16 protein-coding genes are annotated in these 19,812 nt (G+C 34.0%); 11 read left to right on the top strand and 5 right to left on the bottom strand.

Annotated elements, in window-relative coordinates; all coding sequences use genetic code 11:
* Positions 1–90: 90 nt before the first annotated feature.
* On the top strand, positions 91–990 hold the full coding sequence (locus ACFX5F_RS03180) for an alpha/beta fold hydrolase (protein ID WP_379849844.1): 900 nt from the start codon (positions 91–93) through the stop codon (positions 988–990).
* A 346-nt stretch (positions 991–1,336) separates the two neighbouring features.
* Positions 1,337–1,891 (top strand): thioredoxin family protein, encoded by a 555-nt coding sequence (locus ACFX5F_RS03175; RefSeq protein ID WP_379849842.1) that lies wholly within the window; start codon positions 1,337–1,339, stop codon positions 1,889–1,891.
* Between the two features lie 108 nt (positions 1,892–1,999).
* On the opposite strand, the gene ACFX5F_RS03170 is transcribed toward ACFX5F_RS03175, so the two are convergent.
* The 3 genes from ACFX5F_RS03170 to ACFX5F_RS03160 all read right to left on the bottom strand — a co-directional run bounded on the left by ACFX5F_RS03170 (position 2,000) and on the right by ACFX5F_RS03160 (position 5,097).
* Positions 2,000–2,932, bottom strand: a complete 933-nt coding sequence (locus ACFX5F_RS03170) for a peptidylprolyl isomerase (RefSeq protein ID WP_379849840.1) — start codon at positions 2,930–2,932, stop codon at positions 2,000–2,002.
* Between the two features lie 334 nt (positions 2,933–3,266).
* On the bottom strand, positions 3,267–3,728 hold the full coding sequence (gene tnpA / locus ACFX5F_RS03165; protein WP_379850395.1) for an IS200/IS605 family transposase: 462 nt from the start codon (positions 3,726–3,728) through the stop codon (positions 3,267–3,269).
* Positions 3,729–3,759: 31 nt separating this feature from the next.
* Positions 3,760–5,097, bottom strand: coding sequence for an IS4 family transposase (locus tag ACFX5F_RS03160; RefSeq protein WP_379849838.1), 1,338 nt, complete (start codon positions 5,095–5,097; stop codon positions 3,760–3,762).
* A 54-nt stretch (positions 5,098–5,151) separates the two neighbouring features.
* Between ACFX5F_RS03160 and ACFX5F_RS03155 the strand changes: the two genes are divergently transcribed.
* Positions 5,152–5,328, top strand: coding sequence for a hypothetical protein (locus tag ACFX5F_RS03155; protein WP_379849836.1), 177 nt, complete (start codon positions 5,152–5,154; stop codon positions 5,326–5,328).
* Between the two features lie 116 nt (positions 5,329–5,444).
* Here ACFX5F_RS03155 and ACFX5F_RS03150 read toward each other — a convergent pair whose 3' ends face one another.
* Together ACFX5F_RS03150 and ACFX5F_RS03145 are read right to left on the bottom strand one after the other, a co-directional pair.
* Positions 5,445–5,909: a hypothetical protein gene (locus ACFX5F_RS03150; RefSeq protein ID WP_379849834.1), complete on the bottom strand. Its 465-nt coding sequence runs from the start codon at positions 5,907–5,909 to the stop codon at positions 5,445–5,447.
* Between the two features lie 441 nt (positions 5,910–6,350).
* Positions 6,351–8,474, bottom strand: coding sequence for a M3 family metallopeptidase (locus ACFX5F_RS03145; protein WP_379849832.1), 2,124 nt, complete (start codon positions 8,472–8,474; stop codon positions 6,351–6,353).
* A gap of 156 nt (positions 8,475–8,630) precedes the next feature.
* On the opposite strand from ACFX5F_RS03145, the gene trmD reads away from it, so the two are divergent.
* From trmD to ACFX5F_RS03105, 8 genes are all read left to right on the top strand, one after another.
* Positions 8,631–9,308 carry a tRNA (guanosine(37)-N1)-methyltransferase TrmD gene (trmD, locus tag ACFX5F_RS03140; RefSeq protein WP_379849830.1) on the top strand — a complete coding sequence of 226 codons (678 nt, stop codon included), beginning with the start codon at positions 8,631–8,633 and terminating at the stop codon, positions 9,306–9,308.
* A 171-nt stretch (positions 9,309–9,479) separates the two neighbouring features.
* Positions 9,480–9,830 (top strand): 50S ribosomal protein L19, encoded by a 351-nt coding sequence (rplS, locus tag ACFX5F_RS03135; protein ID WP_131916212.1) that lies wholly within the window; start codon positions 9,480–9,482, stop codon positions 9,828–9,830.
* A gap of 286 nt (positions 9,831–10,116) precedes the next feature.
* Positions 10,117–11,340, top strand: coding sequence for an NADP-dependent isocitrate dehydrogenase (locus ACFX5F_RS03130; protein ID WP_379849828.1), 1,224 nt, complete (start codon positions 10,117–10,119; stop codon positions 11,338–11,340).
* A gap of 133 nt (positions 11,341–11,473) precedes the next feature.
* Positions 11,474–13,882 (top strand): TonB-dependent receptor, encoded by a 2,409-nt coding sequence (locus ACFX5F_RS03125; RefSeq protein ID WP_379849826.1) that lies wholly within the window; start codon positions 11,474–11,476, stop codon positions 13,880–13,882.
* A gap of 5 nt (positions 13,883–13,887) precedes the next feature.
* Entirely contained in the window at positions 13,888–14,709 is an 822-nt protein-coding gene (locus ACFX5F_RS03120; protein WP_379849824.1) for a DUF4249 family protein, read from the top strand.
* A gap of 52 nt (positions 14,710–14,761) precedes the next feature.
* Positions 14,762–15,424 (top strand): thiamine diphosphokinase, encoded by a 663-nt coding sequence (locus ACFX5F_RS03115; protein ID WP_379849822.1) that lies wholly within the window; start codon positions 14,762–14,764, stop codon positions 15,422–15,424.
* Between the two features lie 97 nt (positions 15,425–15,521).
* Positions 15,522–16,478: a 23S rRNA (adenine(1618)-N(6))-methyltransferase RlmF gene (rlmF, locus tag ACFX5F_RS03110; RefSeq protein WP_379849820.1), complete on the top strand. Its 957-nt coding sequence runs from the start codon at positions 15,522–15,524 to the stop codon at positions 16,476–16,478.
* A gap of 218 nt (positions 16,479–16,696) precedes the next feature.
* Positions 16,697–19,711, top strand: coding sequence for a TonB-dependent receptor (locus tag ACFX5F_RS03105; RefSeq protein WP_379849818.1), 3,015 nt, complete (start codon positions 16,697–16,699; stop codon positions 19,709–19,711).
* The last annotated feature ends 101 nt before the right edge of the window (positions 19,712–19,812 follow it).

Raw genomic sequence — 19,812 nt, 5'->3', positions numbered from 1 at the left:
TACACTAATTTCATAAGACATTTTTTTCCCTATCTCTTTAAATTTACAAAGTAGGAATACTATTTAAAAATTATAAATACTAGTAGTAAGATGGAAGACAATCAAACAAATGGAAGCGAATCGTTAAGGAATGGTAGCTTTTCTAAATCAAAAATGGCAACTGATAAATATCTTGAGACGGAAACAAACATAAAATTATATGTAAAGGATTATGGTCAAGGAAAACCGGTAATTCTTATCCACGGCTGGCCGCTATCTAGCGAAATGTGGGAATATCAAATCGAGGCTTTGGTCGAAAATAACTTTAGAGTTATCGCTTATGACCGCCGAGGTTTTGGAAAATCTTCACAACCTTGGAACGGATACGATTATGATACTTTGGCAGATGATTTAAAAGCAATTATCGATCAGTTAGAACTGCAAGATGTTACTCTAGTTGGATTTTCTATGGGTGGTGGAGAAGTCGTGCGCTATTTCAGTCGTCACGGCGGAGAAAAAATTGCCAAAGCAGTGCTAATATCTGCAGTAACTCCACATTTATTAAAAACCGATGCTAATCCAGAAGGAGTTCCTCAAGAAAAATATGATGCAATGGCGGAACAAATTAAAGACGACCGAATTGGGTTTATGGATGCCTTTGGGAAAACGTTTTTCGGTGTGAGCTTTATTAGCAAGCCTATCAGCACGCCACTATTGGATTATTACAGAATGCTGTGTTCACTTGCTTCTCCCCGTGCCACCTTAGAATGTGCAAAGTCTTTTTCTACAACTGATTTTACGCATGAAATGTCCTCTGTAAATGTACCTACATTAATCATTCATGGAGATGAAGACAAAACTGTTCCGATAGAAATCACTTCTGAAATTGCCACTAAATTAATCCCTGATAATATCTTTATTATTTACGATGACGCGCCACACGGATTATTTTATGTAGAAAAAGAAAAATTAAATAGAGATTTGATTAAATTTTTAAACTCTGAAATTTAAATTGAATCATTAAAAAGTACGCTCCGAAAGGGTAATTTGTCAATCAAACAACGCTCCTCAGAGCCTTTCGTCTGGAGACAAATATTAGACAAAATATTTAAACACGAATTTCACTAATTTACACGAATTAATTGGTGGTAATTAGTGAAAATGGTGTTGATTTATTTTTTTTATAAAAAGCTGTAAGCGCACTAAAAATCTAGTAAATCCATATGTCTATTTACGTATATTGGTAGCTTCAGATCGTACTTTTATTATTTTGATTCTAAAATATTTTAGTAAAAAGACGAATCTTTTTTAATACTGCATTTTTTATTGTAATTTGGTAAAAGCAATATCAACTTCAATGACACGAACAACTTCACATACAGTAGCACTGGGAACTTTGGCTCCAAATTTCAATTTAAAAGACACCAATTCGAGCGAATGGTTTTCTTTTCAGGATTTAAAAAAAGAAAAGGGGACTTTAGTAGTATTTATTTGTAATCATTGCCTATTTGTTCATCATGTAATTGATGAAATTGTTATGATTGCCAATGATTATCGGGTACAAGGCATTGGTATCGTTGCCATTTCCAGTAATGATGTGATAAAATTCCCGGAAGATGCACCGGAATTGATGACCGAGTTTGCGTTCCAAAATAAATTTGAGTTTCCCTATCTTTATGATGATACACAGGAAGTGGCAAAAGAGTATGATGCAGTTTGTACACCCGATTTTTTCTTATTTGACAATCAAGATAAATTAGTCTATCATGGACAATTAGACGACAGCCGACCGGGAAACGGAATTCCATTAAGTGGAAACGATTTGCGCGGTGCAATTGATAGCGTAATCTACAATAGAACTATTAATCCCGATCAAAAACCGAGTTTAGGTTGTAATATTAAGTGGAAATAATAAATTATATTTATAAATGAACATAAAGAAATCCCAAAACTCTCGCTTTGGGATTCTAAATGAATTGGATTGTTCAATACTGCAACCTGCGATGAACACTGAATACTATTACTTCACATCCATTAATTCGACGTCAAAAATCAAAGTAGCATTTGGTGGAATTGCTCCTCCAGCACCACGAGATCCGTAACCTAAATGTGATGGAATTACGAAACGTGCTTTATCACCTACTCGTAACAAGGCAATACCTTCATCCCATCCTTCGATTACATTTCCTTTTCCTAATGGAAATTCAATTGGTTTTTTTCTTGGGTAAGAACTGTCAAAAACTTTTCCGTCTGGAAGTTGTCCTGTATAATGCACCGAAACTATTTTACCATTTGCTGCTTTTTTACCTTCCCCTCTTTGGATAAATTGGTAACGCAAACCGCTTTCTGTTTTTTCGAAACCAGCCGCTAATTTATCCATTTCAGCTTCTGCATCTGCTTTCAAAGAAGCGTCACGTTTGTTACGGGCACCTTTTAAACCTACAAATGCTTCAATAGCATTCCACTTTTTAGCTTCGTCTCCTACTCTGATGATTTCAACTGACTCTAAAGCATCTCCTTGTGCAATAGCATCTACAACATCTTGGCCTTCTATAACATTTCCGAAAATAGTATGTTTATCATCTAGCCATGGTGTAGCCACATGCGTGATAAAAAACTGTGACCCATTTGAGCCTGGACCTGAATTTGCCATCGACAAAACACCAGGTGCATCGTGACGTAAATCTTTGTGGAATTCATCCTCAAATTTGTAACCTGGATCTCCAGTTCCTGTTCCTTGAGGACATCCTCCTTGAATCATAAAATCAGGAATAACTCTATGAAAATTTAAACCATCATAGAATTTTTGTCCTTGAGGTTTTATTTTGTTTTCCATATTTCCTTCAGCAAGAGCTACGAAGTTCCCTACTGTTCCCGGTGTTAAATCGTGTGTTAGCTTTACTAAAATAGCACCTTTTGCGGTGTTGAATTTAGCGTATATTCCGTTTTCCATTGTGTTTAATTTTTATTGAAAGGCAAATTTACGAAATTAATTTTAAAAAGGGAATTGCGGAATTGGTTGATTTAGTTATTCGTTGATTTGAGAATTTGGGAATTTGGAAATTTGAGAATTTGGGAATTTGCAGATTATCTAAAATTATTTTTTTAGCAATAGAAAAGATTTGTTAATATCTATTTGACCATTTCTTTAATTTGCTTTATTTGTTCCGTAGGAACTAAATATCGAAAGAAAAAACTAATCGTTTCATTTGTCCCGTTAGGGACTAAATATTGGTAGAAACACACATTTCACTTCTTATTTTTGTCCCGTAAGGGACTATACAACCTTAAATCAATTCTTTGAAAATAAATTTTTCATCATAATCGATTTCAAATTTTTCAAGAAAATCAAGGTATTCTTCTCTAAATATTTTCTTTTTATGATGTAATTCTTGGTTGTGAATATAACTTATTACTTGGTTTATTTCAGATTTACTATATGAAAAAGCACCATATCCTTCTTGCCATTCAAAATGTCCGTTTGTTAGTTTACTTTCATTAATCCATTTTGAAGAACTTTGTTTTAAGTCCTTCATTAAATCGGAAACGGATTGTGCTGGTCTTAGCCCAATCAAAATATGAATATGATCTGGCATTCCGTTTATTGCCAAAAGCTTATGATTATTATTTTGAATTACACCCGCTATATATTTATACAAGTCTTCTTTCCATTTAGATTGTATAATTCCATGCCTGAATTTTACCGAAAAAACAAAATGAATGTGTATTTGTGTGTAGGTATTTGCCATATGTTTCGTCCCTACGGGCATATGCGTCAACTTACGGGAATAGCGAATTGAATCTCTGGTTAAAATTGCATCTTTTCTTCTTATCATAAGAGCAATATTTGGCAAGGATTTCTTCCATTTCACACCGTATATCATCCTTGTTTTGCAATGCTGCTATAAGCGGAATTAACTTCTCTATGTTTTTGCAAATGTACTTTATGAATTTAATTAAACTGAGATCTCGCCCGTGATTTTTATAAATTCTAGAGCAATAGCTCTGGTATAAATATTGTGTACATAAAACTATCATTATCAATCTTGCGCTTAATAAAACACACAATTGCTTTTCGGAAACATTTTGGATTTTAGAAAAATTCATGTTGCTTTTCCATGATTTGAAGATTGTTTCAATTCTCCATCTTAGGGAATATAAATTCATTATTCTCTCATAATCTGCTTTCTCTTTTGGCAACGTCGTTATATAAATAGACCAACCCATTAATGCTAAATAGTTCTGTGAAGGAATTGATTTTCTAGCATTTTTTTTAGCATTCATTCTTCTAGTATTTGCAATTTCAGCACTTACTGGTTCTGCAACAATCCTTACAACGGTATGTGATTTGTTGTCGTTTAAACAAACTTCCATGTCAATGGAATTTTTCTTCTTTAGCAGTTTTGCCAAATCTATTTCTTTCTTGTCCGTAATGTTCAAAAAAACAGACCTGTGCTTAAATCGGTAAATACAATCGACTTCCGCATCTATATGCCTTTTTATTTCTGCATTTGTGTAATATCCCCTATCCCTCAATATTAGGTCGCCTTTTTTTACTTCTAATTCCGGAGCAGAAGTCAAATCATTTTTGCTGTATGGATCAATCGAAAATGCAATGAAATTGCCGGAAACATAATCATAAACGGCTTGGATACGTGTGTTGCAAACAGTAGTGGTAGCATTTGACACGCCCGAAAAAATATTGAAAAGCCGGAACGGGATTTTTAAAATCGTACTGTCTTGAACCAGTATCCGTTTAAATCCGAAGTTGTCCCTTAATTGGTTTTCATGGCTTTGCACTTTTGAAGTTAGAATGACTAACAAAACCGATTGAAAAAAATGAACGCATTGCTCATTTACCCGCTTCCAAATAGATTGCTTTGAAGTAAAAAAGCCAGATAAAGTTTCCATTCTTGATGCTAAATCATTATAGCTGGGAGTGCCATTTACTGATTCTAAACACAATATTTTTAATAGTATTTGAGGGAATATTTTCTTGGGTTTCCTTTTCGAAAATCGGACATTAAATGCAAGGGTCAATATTTTTTCATCTGTCAATCCCTCTATTTTTAAAAAATTCAAAAAATTAACATCACTAACAGCTTTAAAGTTTATCATTTTTATTATTTTTGTTAATAGTATATATACTATTAATAAAAATAAATAAAAAAAATGGGATACAAGGTAAAAGTTCAAAGAGTAGATAGAGGAAAAACGAAATCTTTTTATATAAATTTCCCTGCCGCACTTGCAGAAGCTGGGGAAATTAACAAAGGAGAGGAGATGGAGTGGGTTATTCAAGATAAAGACACGTACATTTTAAAACGCATAAAAAAAGCCTCAATTTAGAGGCTTTGTAACTTTAAGTTGACGCATATGCCTTACGGGACTTTATTTGCTGGGGTTAACTTTTTTTCTACCAACATTTAATTCCTAACGGAATATTTTAATGAGTCCTTTACTTTTTAATTTAAGTTTACGTGCGGGACGTTCTTACTATCTGGGCATTTTTTCTTGGCTTTTTCTTTTTTTCTTATTTCGTACATATTTTCAAATTCAATAAACATTATAGAATTAATGAATATGAAAATTATGGCATACCAAAAACCATAATAATAACTTAACCAAGTTGATGCTCCAAATGAATGTGAAATCAAAACAAAAAGAGCGAAAATTTTCAGTTTTCTATTTTGTAGTTTATTACCAATTATTCCAATAAATATTAACCATAAAGCACAAATTATAAATAATCCCGAAGTGTGATTCGCCATCATAAACGCACCAATTGGATTTTCTTCGTTTGCTTTACTTAAGTTTCCTTTCCAATATTCGTCAGATTGATTTATAATTGTAATAATTTCGTCAAATAAGCAAGCCCAATATGCAGGAATTAATAAAATTAATTTTGTATTCAGAATTTTCTCTTTCATTAAACGACTGTTGTTTTATTTGCCTTTTTACGTTTTTTACTTTCCGATTTCAAGCGTAAAAAAAAATGTTTGATTTTAAAATTTTGATTTTCAGCGTAATTTTGGTTTCGACTGACCGCTAACTTTCATATAGTCATAACAAAATCATTCCAATCTACTCAAATCCGGCTGTCTTTGTCTGACAAATATCTAATTATTTGTATTTCAAATGTATAATAAATTTATTACAAAAACCACCTAAGGGCTTTTATTTATTAATCTCTTTCGTACTAATTTAGTTATCTAAAACCTTTAATTCTACAAAATCCTAGCCCAGATAGAAGCGAAAATCCTTTTTATTTTTTTTTAAAAATAGAAAGATTGCAACGAATAGCTGGAATAGCTCCCAAAAAAAATGACATCCTTTACGAATGCCATTTTTAGTAGTGAATTAAAAAAGGATTATTTGTCTGAAAGTCCCGCGTTTTTCAAATACGGTTCGATTTGCATGTCATGCCCAATAAAATCCTTGAAAGCTTGGTTTAAATCGACGCTGTTCCCTACTGATAAAATATATTTACGGAAACGTTCGCAATTCGCTCTGGTCATACCACCATTGGCCTGCATCCAATCGAAAGCATTATAATCCAAGGTTTTTGACCAGGTGTAAGCGTAATAACCAGCTGAATAACCCCCGCTCCAAATGTGTGCAAAGTAAGGCGTGTGATATCTTGTTGGAACTTCATTGACCAACAAACCATATTTTTGAAGTGCTTCTTTCTCAAAAACCAAAGTTGGTTTAAAATCTGCTTCTTTTTCTACACTATGCCAAGCCATATCAAGCGTTGAGGCGGCCAATAATTCGGTCACGTCATATCCTTTGTTGAATGTCTCTGCTTTTTTAATTTTATCAATTAAAGCTTGAGGAATCACTTCTTTTGTTTTGTAATGAATCGCATAATTTTTTAAGACAGTAGGATCCAGTGCAGCATGTTCGTTGATTTGAGATGGAAATTCCACATAATCACGCGGCACAGATGTTCCTGAAATACTTGGATAATTTTGATTGGCAAACAAACCATGCAAGGTATGTCCAAACTCGTGGAATAATGTTGTCACATCATCAAAACTAATCAATGATGGGTTTCCATTAACTGGTTTAGAAAAATTATAAACGTTTACAATCACCGGTTTTTGTTTTAAATAATGAGACTGAGTCACAAAATTATTCATCCAGGCACCACCGTTTTTGTTATCTCTGGTGTAAAAATCCAGGTAATAAATCGCCATTGATTTTCCGTCATTGTCAAATACTTCGTACGCCACAACATCCGGATTGTAGACCGGCAAATCTTTTCTTTCCTTGAAAGTGATGCCATACATTTGTTTTGCTGCAAAAAATACCCCTTTTTCTAAAACAGTCGTTAACTCAAAATAAGGTTTTACTTGACTTTCGTCCAAATCATATTTTGCTTTACGAACTTGTTCGGAATAAAAATTCCAATCCCAAGGCTCCAATTTGAATCCTCCATTTTGAGCATCGATCAGGTCTTGAATTTCCTTGGCTTCTACTTTTGCTTTAGCAACTGCTGGGGTAGCAATTTTCGCTAAAAGGTCCATCGCAGTGCTTGGTAATTTTGCCATTTGGTCTTGCAATCTCCATTCAGCAAAACTTTTCTTACCCATTAATTTCGCTTTTTTCAAACGTAATTTGGCCATTTTTTCTAATACTTCTCGAGTATCACCATCGTCATTTTTCTCCGCACGAGTCCAAGACGACTTGAATATTTTTTCTCTTGTGGCTCTGTTTTTAAGACTTGCCAATAAGGGTTGTTGCGTTGTATTCAATAATCCAATCAAATATTTACCATCGTGGCCTGCCTCGGTAGCTTTTGCTTTTGCAGCGGCTATTTCGTCTGAACTCAAACCGTCTAAATCCTTTACATTGTCAAATAAAACGGCTCCATTTTTACGGGCAATCAATAATTTGTTGCCAAAGAGTGTACCCAAACTGGCCAACTCTTCGTTTATTTTCTTCATCTTTTCTTTATCAGCAGGCGATAAATTTGCACCCGCCAATTCAAACAATTGCAAGTAATATTGCGTCAATCTCTTGTCTTCTCCTTTTAGAGTAGCCAGGTTTAACGCTTTGAAACGTTTGTATAACTGGCTGTTCAAATATATTTTGTCATTGTGAGCGGAAAAAATCGGAGCATATTCTGCTTCAATCGCTTGCAAAGTGGGATTAGTATTTGAACCCGTTAGATTATAAAAAACTCCTGTAGCCCTAACTAAATCGACCCCGCAAATTTCGAGTGCCAACACCGTATTTTTGAACGTTGGTTTAGCAGGATTAGTTGCTATTTTGTTTATTTCCTGATCATGGCTTTTTAAGGCATATTCGAAAGCAGGCTTAAAATTCTCGTCTTTAATTAAATTAAAAGGCGGTGCTTGATACTGCAACGCGCTTTTTTGCAAAAGTGGGTTAGTCATTTTAATAGAATTATTTTGAGCGTGAAGCGCTTGATTTTGCAGGGAAGCAATAAAAACAAGCATTATACTAGCTTTGGTTATTTTTGAAATCATTGTTTAAGATTAAATTATTTGTAGCGATAAAAGTAGTTGAAATAAGCTTATAGTTAAATAGTACAATTGAATAATTTAATTTCAATCTTTAAATCTTTAAATTTTGACTCTTTAAAACTTTGTACCTTTGCACCTTTAAAATTAAGATGTAAAATTATGCGTATTGATATTGTTACCGTTTTACCTGAATTATTGAGAAGTCCGTTTGAGGCTTCGATTATGAAACGTGCCATCGATAAAGGATTGGTAGAAGTTCATTTTCATAATTTGCGGGATTACACCACGAATAGACAAAAAAGTGTAGACGATTATCCCTACGGCGGTGGTGCTGGCATGGTGATGACGGTGCAACCTATTGATGCCTGTATCACGCATTTGAAAAGCGAAAGAACCTACGACGAAATCATTTATATGTCTCCGGACGGAGAAACTTTGAACCAAAAAATGGCCAATACCATGTCGATGTATGAGAATATCATCATTTTGTGTGGGCATTATAAAGGCGTTGACCAACGAGTTCGTGATCATTTTATCACTAAAGAAATCTCTATTGGTGATTATGTATTGTCCGGTGGAGAATTGGGGGCTTTGGTTTTATCGGATGCATTAATCCGATTGATTCCGGGTGTTTTGAGTGATGAAACCTCAGCATTGACGGATAGTTTTCAGGATGGATTATTATCGGGCCCTATTTACACGCGCCCTGCAGATTATAAAGGCTGGAAAGTTCCTGAAGTATTAACCAGCGGGAATTTTGCCAAAATTGATAAATGGCGAGAAGATACGGCGTACGAACATACAAAGAATAGAAGACCGGATTTGCTTGAGGAGTAAAAATTAGTTTAAAGTTTGAGGTTTAAAGTTGGCTATCAACAACTTCTCAACTTTAAACAAGAAAAACTTTAAACTTTAAACATTTTTTTTATCTTTGCACCCAAATTCAGGTTAACCTCTGGCGAGATCCGCGAATGTTGATTTGATATAAAAACCATAATTAAATATATCATGGCAGATTTAATGAAATTCGTTCAAGACGAATTCGTAACAAGAAAAGATTTCCCAGTTTTTGCAGCTGGAGACACTATTACCGTTTACTACGAAATTAGAGAGGGTGAAAAAACTAGAACACAGTTTTTTAAAGGAGTTGTTATTCAAAGAAGAGGTTCTGCTAATACAGAAACTTTTACTATTCGTAAAATGTCAGGTGCTGTTGGAGTTGAGCGTATCTTCCCAGTTAACTTGCCTGCTTTGCAAAAAATTGAAATTAACAAAAAAGGTGCAGTTCGTAGAGCTAGAATTTTCTACTTCAGAGAACTTACTGGTAAAAAAGCTAAAATTAAAGACAAAAGAAGATAGTCCGCTATCTCTTTACCATAAAAATCCCCAACATTGTTGGGGATTTTTTTTTGATATAAATTCAAATATTTCCATTTACATTATTTACGCGTTTTCTTGAGTTTTTATTTGACAAAAAAAGAATATTAAATTTTTCATATTCTCTTTTAAAACGTACAAAAACAATAATTACGTAATTCAATTTATTCCATATTAAACTTAACACAAACGTATTTCCTTTTACGATACCGTTTTATTATATTTGTAGCCACGTTTTTAAAATAAATAAATTACACATCAATACATTATGACAAAAATTAAAGTAGCCAATCCAGTGGTTGAATTGGATGGAGATGAAATGACACGAATTATTTGGTCTTTTATTAAAGAAAAACTAATTCTTCCTTATTTAGATTTAGACATTAAATATTACGATTTAGGGATTGAAAATAGAGATGCAACTAATGATCAAATCACTATTGATTCAGCAGAAGCAATAAAAAAATACAATGTAGGGATTAAATGCGCGACCATTACTCCTGATGAAGATCGTGTAAAAGAATTTGGTTTAAAGAAAATGTGGAAATCACCAAACGGAACTATCCGTAACATCGTAGGTGGTACTGTTTTCCGTGAACCAATTATCATGAAAAATGTTCCTCGTTATGTGCAAGGATGGACGCAGCCAATCGTTATTGGTCGTCATGCTTTTGGAGATCAATACAAAGCAACTGATACCGTTATAAAAGGAAAAGGAAAATTAACCATGACTTTTGTTCCTGAAGAAGGAGAAACAAAAACTTGGGAAGTTTACGATTATGAAGGTGATGGAGTTGCTATGGCAATGTACAATACGGACGAAAGCATTTATGGTTTTGCTCATTCATCTTTCCAAATGGCATTGACTAAAAAATGGCCATTATACCTTTCTACAAAAAACACAATCTTGAAAGCTTATGATGGGCGTTTCAAAGATATTTTTGAAGAAGTTTACCAAAAAGAGTACAAAACTCAATTCGTTGAAGCAGGAATTACTTATGAGCACCGATTAATCGATGACATGGTTGCTTCCGTAATGAAATGGAGTGGTGGTTTTGTTTGGGCTTGTAAAAACTATGATGGTGATGTACAATCTGACACTGTTGCACAAGGATTTGGTTCATTAGGATTGATGGCTTCTGTATTAGTTACACCTGACGGAAAAACAGTAGAAGCTGAAGCTGCTCACGGAACGGTTACAAGACACTTTAGACAACACCAACAAGGAAGAGCAACTTCTACCAATCCAATCGCATCTATCTTTGCTTGGACAAGAGGATTGGAACACAGAGGCAAATTAGACGAAAATCAACCATTAATTGATTTCTGTCATGCTTTAGAACAAGTTTGTATTGACACTGTTGAAAGCGGTAAAATGACTAAAGATTTAGCTATGCTAGTTAAACCAGAAGGATTGACTGAAGCTGATTACTTGACTACTGAGAATTTCTTAGCAGCGATAAAAGAAAATTTAGATGCTAAATTAGCATAATCTATCTTTTTCCATACCACAAAAAAGACAACCCGAAACGGTTGTCTTTTTTTTTATCTTAGCAATACATTAACAATTGTTAAACAAGAATTAACTTCCATTAGTTCAAATTTGCAAAATCAAAATCTAAGAAATGATTACTAAGAAAAATATTGTCTTTTTTATTCTTTTATTATCTTCTCTGGCTACTTTTTCACAAGATACAAACATACGCGACCTGACGAAGCAAAAATTTACACTAAGCGGAATCATAACCGATACTAACAGTAACGAAACTTTAATTGGCGTAAACATTGTAATCTCGGGGTTAAAAACGGGAGTTACTACCAATGAATATGGGTTTTACTCCATTACTTTACCACAAGGAATTTATGCAATTCAAATCACTTATTTGGGATACCAAAACATTGAAGAATCTATAAATTTAAACCAAAACATAAAAAATAATTTCAAGCTATTCAGTAATGAAACAGCATTAAAAGAAGTTATTATTACCGATAATAAAACCAAAACTGATATTCGAAAACCGGAAATGAGCGTCAATAAACTCTCTATTTCGACCATTAAGAAAATGCCAGTTGTACTTGGAGAGGTTGATGTTCTTAAATCTATTTTAATGCTTCCCGGTGTTACTAATGCTGGCGAAGGCGCTTCAGGATTCAATGTTCGCGGTGGTGGCGCAGACCAAAATTTGATTCTATTGGACGAAGCAACCATATTTAACTCCTCCCATGTTTTTGGTTTTTTTTCCGTTTTTAATCCGGATGCGATTAAAGATTTAAAATTATACAAAGGAGGAATTCCAGCTCGTTTTGGAGGAAGAGCTTCGTCAGTTTTAGACATTTATCAAAAGGATGGCAACAGCAAAGGATTTCATGTTAATGGAGGAATAGGATTAATCTCGAGTAGGATTTTGGTCGAAGGACCATTAGTAAAAGACAAGGGTTCTTTTCTTATTGGAGGCAGAAGTTCCTATGCGCATTTATTCTTGAAACTATCGGAAGAACAAAAAAACAACTCGGCCTATTTCTATGATTTGAACACTAAATTGAGTTACAAACTGAATCCAAATAATAACTTATATTTATCCGGATATTTTGGGAGAGACGTTTTTAGCTTAAACAAAAGTTTTACTAATATTTATGGAAACTCCACTTTAAACTTACGTTGGAATCATTTATTTTCAGATAAATTATTTTCGAATTTATCGCTGATTTACAGTGACTATTATTATGGTTTAGATCTTGATTTTGTTGGTTTTAAATGGGATTCTGGAATCAAAAATTACAATATTAAATACGATTTTAAAAATTACATTTCAGATTCTTTCAAATTAAATTATGGTGTAAATGCTATTTACTACGATTTTAATCCGGGAACCATCAAACCATCTGACGCTAATTCCGGGATTAATTTTGATCAATTAGATAAAAAATACTCTTTTGAACCCGCATTATATATTAATGCTGATCATGAAATTTCGGATAAAATATCGCTTTCTTACGGAATTCGCTATAGCATGTTTTACCGTTTAGGACAATCAACCATAAATATTTATGAAAATGACAATCCGGTAACATTCAATCCGGATTTACAAATTTATGAAAAAGCGACTCCTATTGAAACAAAATTCTATGAGAAGAATAAAGTTATGAAAAGCTTTAATAATCTGGAACCACGTTTTTCATTTGCCTATCAAATCAATGACGACCAATCTGTAAAAGCAAGCTATAACAGAATGGTGCAATATTTACAATTAATCTCTAACACCTCATCTCCTACTCCGCTTGATGTGTGGACGCCAAGTGATAATTTTATAAAACCACAAATTGCTGATCAAGTCGCTTTGGGTTATTTCAAAAATTTTAAAGACGGAATGTATTCACTTGAAGTGGAAACGTATTACAAGAAAGTAAAAAACCGATTGGATTATATTGACGGCGCAAATTTGATAGCTAACAAAGCCATTGAACAAGTGATACTCAACGGACAATTAAGATCGTACGGATTAGAAGTAATGTTCCGAAAAAACGAAGGCAGATTTAACGGTTGGATTTCCTATACCTTATCTAAATCTGCGCAGCAAACTCCGGGAAGAACAGCTGTTGAAAAAGGAATAAACAATGGAGCATGGTACAATTCAGTGTACGATAAATTGCACAATATTGCTATTACCAGTTCTTATAATTTGAATGAAAAATGGTCTTTTGGAGCCAATTTTGCTTTACAAACCGGACAACCCGTAACTTATCCAAACGGGCAATATGAATACTTGGGAATAAACGTACCAAGTTATGGTTTGAGGAATGAAAATCGTCTTCCGGCTTATCATCATCTCGACATTGTTGCAACATTGACACCTAGAAAAAATGCCGATAGAAACTGGAAAGGAGAATGGGTTTTCAGCATTTATAATTTGTATAACCGGAAAAATGCGGCTTCCATCAATTTCCGACAAAACACAGATACCGGTAATAATGAGGCGGTAAAAACTTCCATTTTCGGAATAGTTCCAGCCGTTAGTTATAACTTCAAATTTTAATTATCATGAACAAAATAAAATCACTATTAGTTATTATTCTGGCATTCTTTCTAAAGAGCTGTGAAGATGTTATTCCAGTAAATTTAAATACAGCTACTCCAAAATTAGTCATAGAAGCATCAATAAACTGGAAAAAAGGAACATCAGGAAATCAACAAAAAATCACATTAACCACAACGACTGATTTTTACAGCAATCAAATTCCAAAGGTTTCCGGAGCTACTGTTTACATAAAAAATAGCTCTAACACTATTTTCGATTTTATTGAATCGGCAATAAAAGGAGATTATGTCTGCTACAATTTTGTTCCGGTATTAAATGAAGTTTATACGTTAACAATCATTAGTAATGGATCAATTTACAATGCCAAAGAATCTTTAAAATCAGTTGCCCCAATAACAGAAATCATTCAAAATAATAATGGTGGATTTACCGGAAACACAATAGAAATTAAGTCTTACTTTACTGATCCAGCTAGTGAACCTAATTATTATTTGTATAAATACATTTATTCCAATCAAATTAAATCAAATTTTTATGTAGATCAAGACGAGTTTTTTAACGGCAACAGATTCTTCAGTATTTCCCAAAATAATGATTTAAAAGTAGGCGACAAGATAGAAGTCATCCATTACGGCATTTCTAAAACCTATTATAATTACATGAGTGTTCTGGTCAGCATTGCCGGAAATAATGGCGGAGGTCCATTTCAGTCTCCTCCCGCAACAGTTCGAGGAAATATCATTAACACTACAAATGTAGCGGATTATCCTTTGGGTTATTTTTCCCTAAGCGAAGTTGACATTAAGAATTACAAGATTGAATAACTATATTTGTATTCATAATTTTTAATTTGTAATTTATAACTTATAATTAACCATGTCTTCACATCACATCGTTCGCGACGACCAAGAACCGGCTTTAATAATTGCTAATGGCGCCGCGTGCCATCCGGAATTATTAGGACAATTACTAGAATGGTCTCCCCTAGTAATTGTATTAGATTCTGCCATGGAAAGAGTCATGCAATTAGATATCAAAGTCGATGTGCTTTTAGGTGATTTCGATCGCGGATTTGATCCCGAACAATATAAAACTTCCCAATACCCTATAGAAATTATTCATACTCCGGACCAAGATAAAACGGATTTAGAAAAAGCATTTGATTATTTAATTCAAAGAAAAATCCCGGCGGTAAATGTAGTTTGGGCAACTGGTAGAAGAGCAGATCATACGATTACCAATCTGACAAATATTGTTCGATATAGAAATTTATTGAAAATTGTTATTCTGGACGACCATTCAAAAATTTTTTTGCTACCCAATAAATTTGAAAAATGGTACTCGGCAAATACACCCATTTCGTTAATTCCCATTGGCCACGTTAACGGAATTCATTCTGACAATTTATTTTATCCGTTAAAAGACGACAGTTTAACTATTGGGTATAGAACCGGAAGCAGCAATCACGTCACCAAAGATGGTATCGTTACAATAGAACACAATGAAGGCGATTTATTAATGATGGAATGCATGGATTGATCTTGAAAAACAATTTTATACTCAAGCATAATCTATTAAATGCTTCTTATATCTTGCCAAAAAGAGATTGACTACCTTTGCATCCGAATTATAGAAAATGAAAGCGAAAACAATTACCGAAAAAACTAATTTACATCCGAGAAATCTTGATAGATTTGGGTACGATTTTGAACAATTAATCAAAGACAATCCTGAATTAAAAAATTTTGTTGCTGTCAATGAGCACAATATCGAAACGATCGATTTTAGTAATCCAGATGCTGTAAAGGCATTAAACAAAGGTTTATTAATCAATCATTACGACATACAAGATTGGGATATCCCTAAAAACTATCTTTGTCCTCCCATCCCGGGAAGAGCTGATTACATTCATTATTTAGCTGATTTATTAGCTTCAAGCAATAACGGAATCATTCCGCAAGGAGAAACAGTACAAGGTTTAGATATCGGCATTGGTGCAAACTGTATTTACCCTATAATAGGAAACGCTTCTTATGGCTGGAGTTTTGTTGGTACAGATATTGACGAAAATGCAATTCAAAATTGTAAAAAAATTATTGAAGCAAACCCAAAGTTAATTGATCCAATTAGTTTGCAATTACAAACGGAATCCCGTTTTATTTTTAAAAACATAATCACTCCCGAAGATAAATTTACATTTACTATTTGCAATCCTCCTTTTCATGCTTCCCAAGATGAAGCTACTAAAAGCTCCGTGCGAAAAATAAACAATTTAGAATCCCGAAGCCTCGCGACAAAAACCACAAAACCCGTTTTGAATTTTGGTGGCCATAATGCCGAGTTATGGTGTGAAGGTGGCGAACTAGGTTTTGTTACCCAAATGATTTACGAAAGCGCAAAATATCCAATGCAATGTCTTTGGTTTACTACTCTTGTTTCCAAAAGAGATAATCTGTCCAGTATTTACAAAACGTTAAACAAAGTAAGTGCAGCGGAAATAAAGACAATTGACATGGCGCAAGGCCAAAAAACAAGCCGAATTGTAGCATGGACTTTTTTGAGCGAAGCACAGCAAAAAGCCTGGAAATTTTAAAAAATAACTTTTATTACTTCTTATTCTCATTTATTTTCAAAAATTATCTACAATAATATAATTATTGTATTTTCAAAAAAAACAAATCCTTTTACTTTTTCTATAAAATAGTCCATAAATAATGATAATCCATTATTTATGGACTATTTCTGATTATTTTATAAAAATTAACGTTATTTTAATAGTAATTTAGCCGTCAGAACCCTAAAAACCCAAAAATGAAAAAATTTTTTTTTATTCTAACCTTTATTCTTTCGGCAGGCTTAACTGCTCAGGAAATTAAAGTTTCAGGAGTCGTAACTGATGACTCCAATGCTACTTTACCAAGCACAACTGTAATTGTTAAAGGAACTGCCAAAGGCACAACTACAGATGCTAACGGTAAATTTACCATTACTGCAAAAACAGGTGATGTTTTACAATTCTCTTACGTAGGTTTAGAAACTAAATCTGTAACAGTAACAGGAAATACTGTAAATGTTATTTTAACAGGAAGTGGTGAAACACTTCAAGATGTTGTTATAATAGGTTCCCGTAATCCTACCAGAACGGTAACAGAATCTGCGGTGCCAATTGATGTAATCAGCATGAAAGAGATTGCTTCACAAGGTCCACAAGTTAACTTAAACCAAATCTTAAACATGGTTGCGCCATCGTTTACATCAAACACTACGACTGTAGCTGATGGAACGGATCACATCGACCCTGCTCAATTAAGAGGTTTAGGACCAGATCAAGTATTGGTATTGGTTAACGGAAAAAGAAGACATACTTCTTCTTTGGTAAATATTAATGGATCGCCAGGTAGAGGATCAGTAGGAACAGATTTAAATGCTATTCCTGCTTTTGCGATCGAAAAAATCGAAGTGTTGAGAGACGGAGCTTCCGCACAGTATGGTTCTGATGCCATTGCAGGTGTAATCAATATTAATGTAAAGAAAAACACCAATAAATTAGATGTTGCCCTTTTTGGAGGAGGAAATCTTTCAAAAGGAGCTAATGACCATACTGGTAGTATTGATGGTGGCAACTACCAATTAGACTTAAACTACGGAACAGGTCTTGGCAAAGAGAAAAGTTTTATTAATGCAACTGCCAGTTTTCAACTTAGAGATGCTACTAGCAGAGCAAAGGATGTAACTGGTACTCTATTCAATGCCTATAATGCGGTTGAACAAAGAGCTGCAGAAGCTGGTACAAACATTAATGCCTTGTTTGGAAACATTACTAATACACCTAATACAACACAAATACTTACCACAATAAAACAGTATGCTCCTCAAGTAGGTTATTTTACAGCGTCGCAACAAACTGCTATAACAGGTGCTCTAACTATTCCTCAAATGCAAACCGCATTAAACTTTGATGCTACAGCAGGAGAATTAGCGTATAGAAGTCTTGAAAGAAAAGATTTCAATATGAGAGTGGGACAATCTTCTTTGCGAAGCGCCCAATTCTTTTTGAACGCCGCTTATCCAATCAATGATAAATTAGAAGTGTATGCTTTTGGCGGAACTAGCTATAGAACCGGCGAAGCTGCAGGTTTTTACAGAAAACCAAATCAAGCCAGATCATATACCGGATTATATGCAAACGGCTTCTTACCAGAAATTCATTCTACAATTGGCGATGTATCTGTAGCCGCTGGTCTTAGAGGTCTTTTATTCGAAAACTGGAATTTTGATTTAAGTAATACTTTTGGAAAAAATACTTTTGATTATAACATCGAAAACACTGTGAATGCTTCCTTAAGAGAAAAATCTGCAACTCAGTTTGATGCTGGAGGTTTAGGTTTCTCTCAAAATACAACCAATTTTGATATGAATAGAAAATTTGATGTTATGAAAGGACTGAACGTTGCGTTTGGTGCTGAATACAGACATGAAAACTTTAATATCAATGCTGGTGAACCAGATTCATATAACCTATATGACATCAATGGAACAGCAGTTACGGGGACAACTCCTGCTAATATTAAAGTTACTGATTTTTACGGTGCTAATAGACCAGGTGGAGCACAAGTATTCCCAGGTTTCAGACCTGCAAATGCAATTGACAAAGGACGTAATAGTGTAGCCGTTTATACTGATTTAGAATTAGATCTTACTGACAAATGGTTAGTTAATGGCGCGGTTCGTTTTGAGAATTACTCTGATTTTGGAAATACAACTAATTTCAAAGTGGCATCTCGTTACAAACTAACGGATAACATCAATTTGCGTGGTGCTGTTTCAACAGGATTTAGAGCGCCATCATTACATCAAATCTATTTTAATTCAACAGCGACTCAATTCGTAGGCGGTGTTCCATTTGAAGTTGGAACTTTTAACAATGATTCTCCAGTTGCAAAAGCATTAGGAATTCCAACATTAAAACAAGAAGAATCTAAAAGTGTCAGTATTGGATTTACTGCAAAAATACCTGCTGCAAATATCACTTTAACAGCTGATGCCTATGTTGTTAAAATAAATGACAGAGTCGTTCTTACAGATCAATTTACTTCGAATGCTGTTACTAAACAATACTTTGATGCCGCAGGAGCAACTGCAGCAACTTTCTTTGCGAATGCAATTGACACAGAGTCAAAAGGAATTGATGTTGTAATTAGCCATAAAACAAGTTTCGGTGAAGGGTTATCTTTAAAAACTGATTTATCTGGTACTATTTCTAATACAAGAAGAGTCGGTTCAATACACGCATCGCCGATACTTGAAGCAGCAGGTCAGATAAACAGATACTATTCAGAATCCTCAAGAATTTATCTTCAAGAAGCAGTGCCAAGAGTTAAAGCTAATTTAACAAATTCACTTTCTTACAAAAAATTCGATTTCTTCTTGAGAAACGTTTATTTTGGTAAAGTAACAGATCCAAATACAGCAGACGTAAATGGAGATGGAAGAGTTGAAGGTATTGTAGTAAACGGTCAAGCAGTAGAAATTGAGCACCCAATCTGGGGAGCAAAAATTATTACTGATTTGTCAGTTGGTTTCAAAATTACCAATGCTGCAAAAATTGTTATTGGAGCTAATAATATTTTTGACATTTATCCAGATATGAATCTTGGAACGCAAACTGCAATCAAACCACGATTAGTGTCAGGAGCTATCGATTATACAGCTGCTCCATCGACAATCGATTTGTCTAATGCAAATCAATTTGTATATTCAAGAAACACATCTCAATTTGGTCAAAACGGTCGTTTTGTTTTTGCCAGATTAAGCTTCAGCTTCTAGAAGAATATTTTTATAATATGGAAAGCCATCAACAAAAAGTTGATGGCTTTTTTTTGGCTTAAACTTTGGTAAAAAAAGAATTCAAACTTTGTACCTTTGTT

The organism is Flavobacterium zhoui (assembly GCF_042787235.1).
Classification (GTDB): domain Bacteria; phylum Bacteroidota; class Bacteroidia; order Flavobacteriales; family Flavobacteriaceae; genus Flavobacterium; species Flavobacterium zhoui.
Note: the sequence above shows the minus strand (reverse complement) of the source record. Positions and strands in the feature narration are given on the sequence as shown.